The organism is Flavobacterium sp., assembly GCF_035456085.1.
Lineage (GTDB): Bacteria > Bacteroidota > Bacteroidia > Flavobacteriales > Flavobacteriaceae > Flavobacterium.
In genome coordinates this window covers 1-12,865 of record NZ_DATIDY010000157.1, presented here as the reverse complement: position 1 = coordinate 12,865, position 12,865 = coordinate 1, and the positions used below count along the sequence as shown (strand labels likewise).

At 30.4% G+C, this 12,865-nt stretch carries 13 protein-coding genes; 9 read left to right on the top strand and 4 right to left on the bottom strand.

Annotation, left to right across the window (positions count from 1 at the left end):
- Window positions 1-192 precede the first annotated feature (192 nt).
- The 4 genes from porL to VLC96_RS12370 all read left to right on the top strand — a co-directional run bounded on the left by porL (window position 193) and on the right by VLC96_RS12370 (window position 4,604).
- Window positions 193-822, top strand: a complete 630-nt coding sequence (gene porL, locus VLC96_RS12385) for a type IX secretion system motor protein PorL/GldL (protein ID WP_325263342.1) — start codon at window positions 193-195, stop codon at window positions 820-822.
- Between the two features lie 49 nt (window positions 823-871).
- A complete protein-coding gene (gene porM, locus VLC96_RS12380; protein WP_325263340.1) occupies window positions 872-2,431 on the top strand; it encodes a type IX secretion system motor protein PorM/GldM in 1,560 nt (519 codons plus the stop codon).
- Between the two features lie 48 nt (window positions 2,432-2,479).
- Window positions 2,480-3,469, top strand: a complete 990-nt coding sequence (gene porN, locus VLC96_RS12375) for a type IX secretion system ring subunit PorN/GldN (RefSeq protein ID WP_325263338.1) — start codon at window positions 2,480-2,482, stop codon at window positions 3,467-3,469.
- 76 nt (window positions 3,470-3,545) lie between these two features.
- Entirely contained in the window at window positions 3,546-4,604 is a 1,059-nt protein-coding gene (locus VLC96_RS12370) for an NAD(P)/FAD-dependent oxidoreductase (RefSeq protein ID WP_325263336.1), read from the top strand.
- Here the strand turns inward: VLC96_RS12370 and VLC96_RS12365 are convergent.
- A complete protein-coding gene (locus tag VLC96_RS12365; protein ID WP_325263335.1) occupies window positions 4,601-4,984 on the bottom strand; it encodes a DUF983 domain-containing protein in 384 nt (127 codons plus the stop codon). The two genes, VLC96_RS12370 and VLC96_RS12365, sit on opposite strands and share 4 nt — an antisense overlap.
- Window positions 4,985-5,058: 74 nt before the next feature.
- Here VLC96_RS12365 and VLC96_RS12360 point away from each other — a divergent pair, with 74 nt between their 5' ends.
- Window positions 5,059-6,972 (top strand): ABC-F family ATP-binding cassette domain-containing protein, encoded by a 1,914-nt coding sequence (locus VLC96_RS12360; RefSeq protein WP_325263333.1) that lies wholly within the window; start codon window positions 5,059-5,061, stop codon window positions 6,970-6,972.
- Here VLC96_RS12360 and VLC96_RS12355 read toward each other — a convergent pair.
- Window positions 6,967-7,929, bottom strand: a complete 963-nt coding sequence (locus VLC96_RS12355) for an App1 family protein phosphatidate phosphatase (RefSeq protein ID WP_325263331.1) — start codon at window positions 7,927-7,929, stop codon at window positions 6,967-6,969. The genes VLC96_RS12360 and VLC96_RS12355 overlap by 6 nt on opposite strands.
- Before the next feature lie 61 nt (window positions 7,930-7,990).
- Here VLC96_RS12355 and VLC96_RS12350 point away from each other — a divergent pair, with 61 nt between their 5' ends.
- Window positions 7,991-8,860 (top strand): diacylglycerol/lipid kinase family protein, encoded by an 870-nt coding sequence (locus VLC96_RS12350; protein ID WP_325263328.1) that lies wholly within the window; start codon window positions 7,991-7,993, stop codon window positions 8,858-8,860.
- A gap of 1 nt (window position 8,861) precedes the next feature.
- Here VLC96_RS12350 and VLC96_RS12345 read toward each other — a convergent pair whose 3' ends face one another.
- Window positions 8,862-10,016 (bottom strand): GNAT family N-acetyltransferase, encoded by a 1,155-nt coding sequence (locus tag VLC96_RS12345; protein ID WP_325263344.1) that lies wholly within the window; start codon window positions 10,014-10,016, stop codon window positions 8,862-8,864.
- A gap of 156 nt (window positions 10,017-10,172) precedes the next feature.
- Between VLC96_RS12345 and VLC96_RS12340 the strand changes: the two genes are divergently transcribed.
- Window positions 10,173-10,451: a 4a-hydroxytetrahydrobiopterin dehydratase gene (locus VLC96_RS12340; protein ID WP_325263326.1), complete on the top strand. Its 279-nt coding sequence runs from the start codon at window positions 10,173-10,175 to the stop codon at window positions 10,449-10,451.
- Window positions 10,452-10,504: 53 nt separating this feature from the next.
- Here the strand turns inward: VLC96_RS12340 and VLC96_RS12335 are convergent, their stop codons facing one another.
- Entirely contained in the window at window positions 10,505-10,993 is a 489-nt protein-coding gene (locus tag VLC96_RS12335; RefSeq protein WP_325263323.1) for a DUF1761 domain-containing protein, read from the bottom strand.
- Window positions 10,994-11,181: 188 nt separating this feature from the next.
- Between VLC96_RS12335 and VLC96_RS12330 the strand changes: the two genes are divergently transcribed.
- Window positions 11,182-12,036 carry a leucine-rich repeat domain-containing protein gene (locus VLC96_RS12330; protein ID WP_325263320.1) on the top strand — a complete coding sequence of 285 codons (855 nt, stop codon included), beginning with the start codon at window positions 11,182-11,184 and terminating at the stop codon, window positions 12,034-12,036.
- A gap of 518 nt (window positions 12,037-12,554) precedes the next feature.
- Entirely contained in the window at window positions 12,555-12,788 is a 234-nt protein-coding gene (locus tag VLC96_RS12325) for a hypothetical protein (protein WP_325263318.1), read from the top strand.
- Window positions 12,789-12,865 lie beyond the last annotated feature (77 nt).

Below are 12,865 nucleotides of genomic sequence, written 5' to 3'. Positions count from 1 at the left end.
CTTGGAAAGATGTTTCTTATTTCCTTCAGGTTAGCACACGTGCATTTGAATATTCTGATTCTGCAAGAAGTTATATCGGTTTTAGAACAGTACAAGATTACATGGGAACCCAGACTACTAAAAACGGTAAAAAATAACCTAAATCAACATAAATAAATAACCTAGTAAATTAACTTTTAAAATTTTAAGAAAATGGCATTATTGAGCAAAAAAGCAATGAATTTCACCTATGGTATGGGAGCGGCAGTAGTAATTATTGGTGCACTTTTCAAAATTCAACATTATCCTGGAGCAAGTATATTATTAATTATAGGTCTTTGTACTGAAGCTTTTATTTTTGCCCTTTCAGCATTTGAACCTGTAGATCATGAATTGGACTGGTCGCTAGTGTACCCTGAGCTAGCTGGTGGTGAGAAGACAGAAAGAAAAGATAAAGCAAAAGATGATGTTGATGGAATGTTGTCTCAAAAATTGGATACTTTGTTAAAAGAGGCTAAAATTGATGGTGAATTGATGAATAGTTTAGGAAGCAGTATTCGTAACTTCGAAGCAGCATCAAAAAATATTTCTCCAACAGTTGATTCTATTGCTGCTACAAAAAAATACAGCGAAGAATTATCTATGGCTGCAGCTCAAATGGAATCTTTGAATAGCTTATATAAAGTTCAATTAGAAAGTGCTTCTAGAAATGCTGAAGCAAATAAAGAAATAGCTGAAAACGCAAGTAAATTAAAAGAACAAATGCAATCAATGACTGCAAACATTGCTTCATTGAATAATGTTTATGGCGGAATGCTTTCTGCAATGAGTAATAAAGGATAATTAGTTTAATAACTATAATTTAATTTTAATAATAAACTAATTAGAAAAAATGGCAGGAGGAAAATTAACCCCTAGACAGAAGATGATTAACCTTATGTATTTGGTTTTCATCGCGATGTTAGCATTAAATATGTCCAAAGAAGTATTGTCTGCATTTGGATTAATTAACGAGAGATTTGAAACAGCAAATAGTTTAGCTCTTTCTTCAAATGAGGCTATATTGGCTGATTTAGATCTTAAAGCTCAAGATAAACCAGAGCAATATAAAGTTCCTAATGAAATTGGAAAGAAAGTAGCTTCTGCAACAACTACTTTTTACAAATATGTTGACGGTCTTAAAGCTGATTTGACAAAAGATGTAAAGAGAGAAGAGAATGGAAAATTACCATATGAAACTATGGATAATTCATCTAAATTGGATGAATCATGGTTTAGTGGTGATGGATTATCTGCAAAAGGAAAAGAAGTTGCAAATTCAGTTGATACATATAAAGCTGCTATACAATCAGCTTTAGGAAATGATCCTAAATTTAAAGATATCTTAAAAGAATTTAATACCAAATTTAACACTGGTGATGTTGTTGATAGAGAAGGTGTAAAGAAAAATAATTTAGATTATAATTTCAAACATTTTCCATTAATTGCTTCAGTTGCAAAATTAACAGCAATCCAGAATGATATTAATTCTATTGAAAACCAAATTTTAGGTAGATTAACTGGATCAACTGCAGTAGCTGCAGCATCTATGAAAAATTATACTGCTATTGTTATTCCAGAAAAATCAGCTTTCTTTGCTGGTGAAGCTGTAAAAGGTAAAATCGTTTTAGGACGTTTTGATAAATCTACTGTTCCTACTCAAGTTGTAGTAAACGGAAGTGCTTTAAATCTAGGTTCAGCTCTGCACGATGGTCAAGTTGACTTTAGTTTTGGAGCTGGAAATGTTGGAGAACATGATATCAACGGTAACTTTACATTTATGGAAGATGGTAAACCAGTTGCTATTCCAATTGTAGGTAATTACGTAGTTGTACCAAAACCAAATTCAGCAACAATTTCTGCTGATAAAATGAATGTAGTTTATAGAGGAGTTGTAAACCCGATGACTATTTCATTTGCTGGTGTTTCTGCTGATAAAATAAGTGCTTCGGCTCCAGGATTATCATCAGCTGGTAAAGCGGGTGCATATAATATGAATCCAGGTCAAGGATCTGAGGTTGTTATTAATGTTACTGGAACTTTACCTGATGGTTCTAAAGTTTCTGATAGAAAATCTTTCAGAATTAAAGGTATTCCTGCTCCTGTTGGTGCAATTGGTGGAGAGATGGGAATTGTTAAAGGAGCTAAGTCTCGTTTAGAAGTATCTCAAGTTTCTGCTAAATTACCTGATTTTGATTTTAATGTTAATTTGAATGTTGTTGGATTTACTTTAAAAGTTGCTGGTCAGGCTGCTGTTATTGTTTCAGGAGACAGAGTTAATGCACAATGTAAAACTGCATTAGCAAGAGCAACAAGAGGAGATCAAGTTACAATTTCTGATATAAAAACTAAATTAGTGGGTTCTGATATTATGCTTTCAAGAACTGCACCAGTAATTTACGAAATACAATAATATTTAAGTTAAATTTTAACCTACTTAAATAACTTAATAATTGATAAGATGAAGACTAAAAAATTAGTAGTAGTTATTGCATTAGTTGCAGGGAGTTTTTCTTCATTTGCACAGTCTAATTTGCTTAATGCTAAAACACCAGAGCAAATTGGTGTAAAAACGAAATCTCAAGTATCTCTTGATAATGATAAACCTTTGGCTTATGGTTACGTTGATGATAGAGATATTTTAATGGGAAAAACTACTTGGGAGATAGTTGACTTGAGCGAAAGATTTAATTTTCCTCTTTATTTTCCAATAGATTCTACTAATATTGGAAAAGATAGAAGATCTTTATTTGATGTTTTGATTAAGGGTATTAAGTCTAATAAAATAACTGAAGTCTATGCTGATGATTATTTTAATACCAAAAAGACATTCAAAGACATGAGTAGTTCTTTTACTTATATCGATACTACAAATGCTGGTAGAGAAGAAGTAAACGCTAATAGAGATTTGTATTTTCCTAAAGCCACACCTTCGATTACTTACAAAACAGTTAAGGGTAAAAGAGTAAAAGTTGTTGGTCCTGCTACTGTTCCTGTCGCTAAAGTTTTAGATCCTCAGTTTATTGATAAAAGAGAGCTTTCAGCTCAGGATATTACAGGGTATAAGTTAAAAGGATACTGGTATTTTGACAAACGTCAAAGTGAATTGAAATATCGTTTATTAGGTATCTGCCCAATTGCTCCAGAAGCTAGAGAAGTTGGAACTGAAAACCCTGATTATATTGAATTATTTTGGATTTTCTATCCGTCTATTCGTGATTACTTACACCAATATTTAGCATTCAACGAAAAAAATTCCGCGATGCCAATATCATTTGACAGAATTTTAGATTCACGTCAATTTAGTGGTGTAATTTACAAAGAAGAAAACGTTTATGGTGACCGTTTGATTACTGAATATATTAATGAAAACGCGTTGAACCAATTGTTAGAATCTGACAGAATTAAAGATAAAATTCGTGATTTTGAACACGATATGTGGAATTACTAAGGTCACATTATTTTTTAAAAGAAACTCTTACTTTATTGAAGTAAGAGTTTTTTGTTTTTAATATTACTTATTATTTATGACTGATTATATAATTGTAGGCTCCGGACTTGCTGGAATTTCTTTTTCTGAAATTGCTTTGCAACACGGTAAAAGTGTGGTATTGATTGATGATAATTCTCAAAACTCTTCTAAAATAGCTGGTGGTTTATACAATCCTGTTATTTTAAAACGTTTTAGTGAAGTATGGCAAGCACGTGAACAATTAGTATTAATGGCTTCTTTTTATTCTAATTTAGGTTTTAAAATTAAAGATAAGCTTGATTTTAAAACTACTATTTTGCGTAAGTTTTTTTCAGTTGAAGAACAAAACAATTGGTTTGCTGCTTCCGACAAAAAGGCTTTAGCACCTTTTTTGTCCACATCTTTGTGTTTTAAAAAATATGAGGGAATTGATTCACCTTTTGGTTATGGTGAAGTTCTACAAACGGGATATGTTGATACGGCATTGTTAGTTTCAAAATATCGGCAGTTTCTTTCGGAACATAATTTATTGCTAGAGGAAACTTTTGAATACGATGCTTTAGATATCAAATATGATTATGTTTCATACAAGGACATTGAAGCGAAACATATTGTTTTTGCTGAAGGTTTTGGGTTGCATGCTAATCGTTTTTTTAACGATCTACCTTTAGATGGGACGAAAGGTGAGTTGTTTATTATTAAGGCTCCTGATTTAAAGCTGGATGTTATTGTGAATACTAGTGTTTTTATTTTACCATTGGGAAATGATTTGTTCAAAGTAGGCGCAACTTACAATTGGAAAGATAAAACAGACTTACCTACCGAGGAAGGGAGAAAAGAATTAGTGGATAGAATCAAAGAAATAATTTCGTGTGAGTTTGAAATTGTTGATCATTATGCGGGAGTTCGACCTACGGTTAGAGATAGAAGACCATTAGTTGGAACTCATCAAGATTATAATAATGTTCATATTTTAAATGGTTTGGGTACAAGAGGTGTCATGCTAGGTCCTGCGATGGCCAAAGCGCTATTTGATCATATTGAAAATGATGTTGTGCTAGATAAAGAAATAGATATAAAAAGATTCTACAATAAACGAAAAAAAGGTGTTTAGTCTTTTTTAGTTGTAGGATCGTATTTGACAAACATATTAATGTAAATATTTCTGGATAATCTTAAAACAATTGGGAAAAGTAAAATTAGACTTATAATAATTGCTATAAAGGAAGTTTGTATATCTACTCCGAAGAATAGATATGTAATTATAAAAGTTGCTATTCCGACAGCGACATTTAATCCATAGCTAACATACATGGCACCATAAAAGAAAGAAGGTTCGATTTGGTATTTTAGTCCACAGTGGCTGCATTTTTCATGCATTTTGAGAACTGAACCAATATGTAACAGGTTTTTATCTACATACATGCTTTCATTCATGCATTTTGGGCAAGTTCCTGTTAAAATGCTATATAATTTGGATCCTTTTTTTAACATTTGCAAAAAAATAATTTGTTGTATCTATTGATGGGCAAATTTACTAATACATAAAGGAATAAAATAATTAATACATGCTTAATATACACAATTTATCGGTTTCGTTTGGTGGCACTTATTTGTTTGAAGAAGTAACTTTTCGATTAGGAGCAGGAGACCGAGTTGGTCTTGTTGGAAAAAATGGTGCAGGGAAATCAACAATGTTAAAAATGTTAGCGAGAGACTTTGAACCTGATTCTGGAGTTATTTCTCAAGAGAAAGACATTAAAATGGGGTTCTTACGTCAGGATATAGATTTTGAACGTGGGAGAACTGTTTTGGAAGAAGCGTATGAAGCTTTTACAGAAATAAAGATTGTAGAAAAAAAGCTTGAAGAGATTAACCATTTATTGGTTACACGTACTGATTATGAAAGTGAAGAATACAGTCAGATTATTGAGGATTTATCTGATTATACTCATCGTTTTGATTTATTAGGAGGATATAATTATGTAGGGGATACTGAAAAAATTCTTTTGGGACTTGGTTTTAAGAGAGAAGTTTTTGACAACCAAACGGAAACTTTTTCGGGAGGTTGGAGAATGCGTATAGAATTGGCAAAATTACTTTTGCAAAATAATGATGTATTGTTACTGGATGAGCCTACGAATCACTTAGATATCGAAAGTATCATTTGGTTAGAAAGTTTTCTACGAAATTATCCCGGTGTCGTTGTGATTGTTTCACACGATAAAATGTTTTTGGATAATGTGACCAATCGTACTATTGAAATTTCTCTTGGAAAAGCATACGATTTTAATAAACCATATTCTCAATATTTAGAATTGCGTCACGAAATTCGCGAAAAGCAATTAGCCACTCAAAAAAATCAGGCAAAAAAAATTGAAGAAACCGAGAAATTGATAGAAAAATTCAGAGCTAAAGCTTCTAAGGCTTCTATGGCACAATCCTTAATTAAAAAATTAGATAAAGTTGAGCGTATTGAAGTTGATGAAGATGATAATTCGGTTATGAATATTTCTTTTCCTGTTTCAAAAGAGCCAGGAAGAGTCGTTATTGAAGCAGAAAATGTAACGAAAAGTTATGGCGATAAAACCATTCTGAAAGATATTAATTTGTTGGTTGAGCGTGGTAGTAAAATAGCTTTTGTTGGTCAAAACGGACAAGGTAAATCGACTTTTATAAAAGCTATTGTTAATGAATTTGAATATCAAGGCTCGATCAAATTAGGTCATAATGTTCAATTGGGATATTTTGCTCAAAACCAGGCAGAATATCTTGATGGTGAGATTACATTATTGCAAACTATGGAAGATGCGGCAATGGATACCAATCGCATGAAAGTTCGTGATATGCTGGGGTCATTCCTGTTTCGTGGTGATGATGTTGAGAAAAAAGTTAAAGTACTTTCTGGAGGCGAAAGAAACCGTTTGGCACTTTGTAAATTATTATTGCAACCAATCAATGTTTTATTGATGGATGAGCCAACAAACCATTTGGATATTAAGTCTAAAAATGTTTTAAAAGCGGCTTTGCAAAAATTTGGTGGAACTTTGTTATTAGTTTCACACGATAGAGATTTCTTGCAAGGGATGTCTAATATCGTTTACGAATTTAAGGACCAAAAAATCAAAGAATATTTAGGTGATATTAATTATTTCTTGGAACAACGCAATCTGGAAAATATGCGTGAAGTTGAAAAGAAAGATGTCTTGAAAGCAGCTGCACCAAAAGAAAGTAACAAGGCTTCCTATGAAGATCAAAAGAAAGGAAAGGCACTGCAAAATAGATTGAGTAAAGTGGAAAGCCAAATCAAACAATTGGAGAAAGATATTCAAAATGATGATAAAATGTTGGCTTCCAATTATGATAAACATATAGAAGATGCTTCTTTTTTTATGGCTTATAATAAAAAGAAAGCCGAATTAGATCAGTTGCTTTTGGATTGGGAAATTGTTCAGGAGGAAATAGAAAAAGCGGGTTTATAAAATCAGTCCTATTGATTTAGAATGCCTAATTGCTTCGCTGCTCTCTTTAAAATAACAAACAGAAACCTCAAGATTTTCTAAATTTTTTAGAATTGTTCTTGTGGTTTCTTTTTGTTTTTTGCCTGTTTGTCTTATGTAAACAGCTTTTACGGTAACTGGAAATATTTTGCAAATTCGTTCGTATAAAACTGGGTCGTGTTGCGAATCATCACCTAATAAAACGTACTTTAAATTTGGATAAAATTCCAGTACATGTTTTATTTTTTCGTATTTATGATTGTGATCACCTCTTCCGCTCATTAAAAAATCAGCCAAACCTGTTTTAATATCTTTCAATAAAATAACGGCTCTCGGCAATTGATGTAGTTTGGTAAATTTCACAATAAATTTGTACAAATTCCATTCACTACTAGAAATATAAAAAAAGGCATTTTGTTCGTCCTTATTGTTTCTTCCAGCCTTGCTCAAGGCCTGATAATGTGACACGACATCATTAAATACTTTTCGATTATTTACATTTCTAAACAATAAAATATATATTTTCTTAAATAAATTATTGGTGTGCGAAACCAAAAAAGTGTCATCAATATCAGAGATAATGCCAAGGTTTCCTTTATGAGGTCTAATATAACTCCCTGTTGAAGTTATCATTTCATTTTTATATTTAATGCTTACTTCATATTCCATCCATCCGAAATTAAATTCTTTTTCGAGTGGAATGCAAAAATTAAAATAGCCATCATCTAAGGTTTTTGTATGTATCGTAGAATCGCCTAATTTAAGATAAACATCAAAATTCTCAATTGTTTTTACTTGAAAGAGATTGACTATTGAACTAGCATTTTTAAAGTTCTTTTTTTGAAAATCATAATCATAAAGCCTCTTAAAAACATGTCCCATTACAATTAATTCTTGTTCATTGGCATAACCTCGATATAATTGTAGAATAGGTTTCATTAATTGCTTAATTTTATTGAATGTAAATTAATTAATTTTAATCAATTGTAAACTGAAAATTTTGAAAAAGAATATCATTTTCGTTGTTAACCCTATTTCTGGAGATATAGATAAGTCGGATCTATTAGATGCTGTACGCAAATTTTCAAGTATAAATAATTTTAATTTATTTGTTTATGAAACATCAGGTGATGACGATGAAGAAGCCATACAGTCACTTTATGAAATGCATGAACCAGACCGAATAGTTGTCGCAGGTGGTGATGGAACCATAAAAATGGTAGCTGAAGCAATGGAGAAGCATGATGTTATAATTGGAATTTTACCAGCCGGTTCAGCTAATGGTTTAGCAGTTGATTTGAATTTGCCAACTAAGCTTGAAGAAAATTTAGTGGTTGCTTTTTTACATAATTATATCGAAATGGATATGATTTGTATTAATGGAAAAAAGTGTATTCATTTGAGTGATATTGGTATTAACGCTGATTTGGTTAAAAATTATGAAGCAGGTGAAACACGTGGTATTTGGGGATATGCATTGCATGCTTACACAACTTTAAAAGATTCCGAAGAACCCTTTGTAGCAACTGTAACTGCCAATAGTCAGACAATAGAACATAGAGCTAGAATGATCGTTATTGCTAATTCTCAAAAATACGGAACTGGCGTTACCATTAATCCTAATGGAAATATGAATGATGGCAAATTTGAATTAATCATTCTAAAAAGTCTTGATTTAGTACTTCTTGGGAAAATTATTACTGGAAATATGCCAATTGATTCTGATGATATCGTAATAATTTCTACTGCAAAAGCATTTGTGAAAACAGACAGGCCAATTAATTTTCAAATTGATGGAGAATATTGCGGTGCAGAAAATGAATTAGAAATTCATATTCTACATCAACAAATGAAAATTGCTGTTCCGTAAATTATTTAAACGGATTTCTTTCTTGCCAAATTGTTTGAGGTTCTAATAGAGGAAATATTCTTGGAACCTGTTTGTTTATATGATTGTTACTGTGTTGTACATATCCAAACATTTCAACAGGTTTTGCTCCAACAGAACTTTTGATTTCCAATGCTGTTCTTGAAAAAATAATTGATTTAAATCCTTTGTTGATAGAATAAGCAACCATGTCGTAAAGCATATTTAGATATAACATTTTTTCCCGTTGAATACTATCATCATAACCTAAGAAATAAGTATCAATAGAATCACCGTTTTTAATCAGAGTATTAAAACCAATGAGTTTACCATCCAAAAAATATCCATAAAATAAAAAATTGTCTTTTAGAATTTCTTTAAAAATTCTAAAGTGATTTTTGGTTAGAAAAAAAGTATTAAAAGGCGCATTTTGAGCTACATGATGATATAAGTCATAAATAGTATCTTCAAGTGTTATAATGTCTTCGAGATGTAGTTTTCTCTTTTCAATTCCTTCTGCTTTTTTGCGGGCTCTTTTGTATTGATCACGATATTTTTTTATTAAAGAACTTATATAATCTTGTTCAGATTTCCATTGAAATGGAATAGTAAAAATCATATTTGGCTGGACAGAATATCTGTAATTATTTTTAAATGAATCGGATTCTTTAGTGAAATTCTCAATATCATTTTTATCATAATCTTTAAATGTAGTGATATGAACTTTTTTACCCATCGACTTAAACTTAAGTTTTAACTCATTTGCTGCTTTTTTCAAAGTTTTGACTCCTTCAGTTTTTGATATACTTTCCGAAAATACAAACGAGTTTTGTCCTGTGAGCATATTATTGCCAATTACCAGAACATGAGAAGCGAATCTTTTTAAAATAAATTTCCTTGCTGATGTTTTCATACAGCGGTCTCTTTCTCCAAAAGATTCTAATTTGTTTAGATCTAAAAACTGAGATATAGCAATACCAACGAGGTTTTGATCCTTAAAAAGTCCTATATAGTGACAAATCATATTATTTGGAGCTGATTTGTCTAGAATTTCAAAATATTCTTTGGATAAGAAAATATTTTTACAACTTAACTCATCCCAGTTTTCAGGAAGTTGTGATTTACTTTCGTAAATTTGATAAGAAAGAGCTGTTTTCACCATTAGAAATATATTATTCAAAAATAACCAATAAAATTAAGTTAATATAGGATTGCCTTAATTTAAGTATTTTTATATACGAATAATGTTGTGACAAATACCAATAATGTTTGGGGATTAAACTTAATAGTGAGAAAACATAGTAAATCGAAAAAGATGAAAACATTTACAGAAGAATCCGTAAGTCCTTTTTTGGATAATTTAAATGATTGGCATTTTAAAGATAATGCCATTGTAAAAGATTTCAAATTTAAAAATTTCACACAGGCGCTTGGTTTTATTGTTCAAGTCGGAGTTTTAGCAGAGAAAATGAATCACCATCCGGAACTTTTTAATGTATATAATAAAGTTAATATACGATTGAATACCCATGATTCTGGAGGTGTTACAACAAAGGATATCGAATTAGCTGGGCAAATTGAAAATTTGTTTTAATGCAAAGCCTTATTTCTAAAGTATAGTTAGAAATAAGGCTTTTTTATTAATTATTAAGCCCATTGGCAGATTATTGCACCAATTATGCATAAACTTACTGTCCAAAATCCTGCGTGAATAAATATGTATTTCCATGATCTTCTTTCAAATAAACCATTTATTGCAATAATTGGAAATGCAAAAAATAAGCCAGAGATAAAACCATGTAATGCACCGTGTTTAAAAGTTCTATATGCAGTTCCATAATCATTCATAAAAGCATGGTATGATGGAAGTGCTTCGTTAATTTTCCCTGGACCACCAATCATAGAGACAGGCCCTGTTTGATGAATCGTTAAAGACATTTCTATCATAACTATCAAAAGAGAGAAAATATAAGTCAAACCAAATATTTTCAGCATATTTCCTTGTCTCAATTCTTCTTGAGTGAGTCCATTTTCTTTCATCCAAATAGTTCCAAATACTTTTGGGTTGTACCAGACAAAGCCAACAACAATTGTTGTTAATGCGCTTACTAAAATTGCAATCCAGTTCATTTCCATGATTAAGGTTTTTTTAAGGTTGTACCTTCAAATATACTTAATTTTTTAACAATAATTAAGAATTTGTAATTTGACAAAATTGTAATATTAAGATTATATTATTAATATAAATATGCATTTAATCGATTAAATTTGTTTTTTATTGAATCTTTAGTTTACTTTTGTTGTATCAATCTAAAATTAAGGTTATGAAATTTATTACTACATTATTTTTAACTCTTGTGTTTTCAATTTCATTATTAGCAAATGTTAGTAATAGCGAAAAAAGTATTTTGATTAAATTATATCAGAATACAAAAGGCAGTCAATGGACAGTAAAATGGGATTTGAATGCTTCTGTTTCTACGTGGTATGGAGTCAAAATTGAAAATGGAAAAGTTGTTGGAATTAATCTTCCTAATAATAATTTAGTAGGTACATTACCTGTAGAAATTTGTAATTTGAGCAATTTAGTTGAACTAGATTTATTCAAAAATAACATTTCGGGTACCATCCCTGAAAACATTGGAAAACTTAAAAACTTACAAACATTAAATCTATCATTCAACAAATTGACCGGTTCTATACCGAATTCTACTTGTGAGTTGCAGAATCTAAAAACTTTAATGATTTTTATGAATAGACTATCCGGGGAATTACCAAGTCAAATTGGAAATTTGAAAGAATTAGAAATAGTTTCACTGTTTAATAATGATCTGTCTGGAGAACTTCCAGCATCATTATATGAATTGAAAAATTTAAAAGAATTGATTTTAAGCAGTAATAAATTCTCTGGACAACTTAGTCCTAATGTCGAAAATTTAGTTTCATTAAATAAATTGAGCTTATTTGATAATAAGCTGAATGGCGAAATACCCTTTAGCATTGTTAAGCTGGAGAATTTAGAAAATGTAAATTTAGCTTATAATTCTTTTTCAGGTAGTGTACCTAGTACATTGGCTGGAAAACATGGTTTTAATCTTATGATGCGAAACGAATCTGGTGTCGCATTTAAAATGGAAGTTAGTAATTCAACCAAAGGAATATTAGCAGCTGACGAATAACTTAGTTAGTATTTAGCTAATTATAATTTGATTTTTTTGTTTTGAGCGCAATAATTTTGAAAAAATTATTGCGCTTTTTGTGTTTTTATTCCGTCTATCCACTTCCTCATTACTTGTGAACTATAGTGATTAACATTTTTTTATCAAAAAGTTATTTTTTTTTACTGACGGTTAAAATATTTAACTTAGATTTGTCTATGGAATTAGTAGAGTTTTGAATAAAGTTATTAATCATTAATACTCAATATTTTGAAAACAGTCAAATGCACCTCTTTTTTGATCATGCAAGAATTAATTTCATTCGACAAACTTCGTCGTATGTGTTGTTGCTGTTAAAGTTTTCAGTGTATTCCGAAATATATTCTTAGATAATTTTTTTGAAAGTTATTATAATAAGATATAAAACATGTCCCTTATCAAAAATCAAATCAAATATTAATGTTTTAAAAAAACAAAAAAATAAATGAAAAGTAATATATGTTGTTGATAAAATAAATACCATTCCTGCGGCAACAGAAATGGCGGATCTAAAAAAAAATGTATCGTTAAACGGAAAGAGAAAATTGATTGAAATCAGTTTTCAGGCTTCTTATTTATTAAACCAAAACAAAGAAATGAAAAAATTCTTTACAATCTTTTATGCCTTGTTATCTCAAGGTTTACAAGCTCCCAACTTAAAAATTATAACTCAATTGGATAATCTTTTTATATCAGAAAGAAGACCAATAGATCTCCCTTTCGTTGCTATGTGATTTAATGTATTACAAAATAGATTTCGTAAAATAATAATCATAAATAGAATAGAATGAGTTTGAGTAAATTAAAGCAA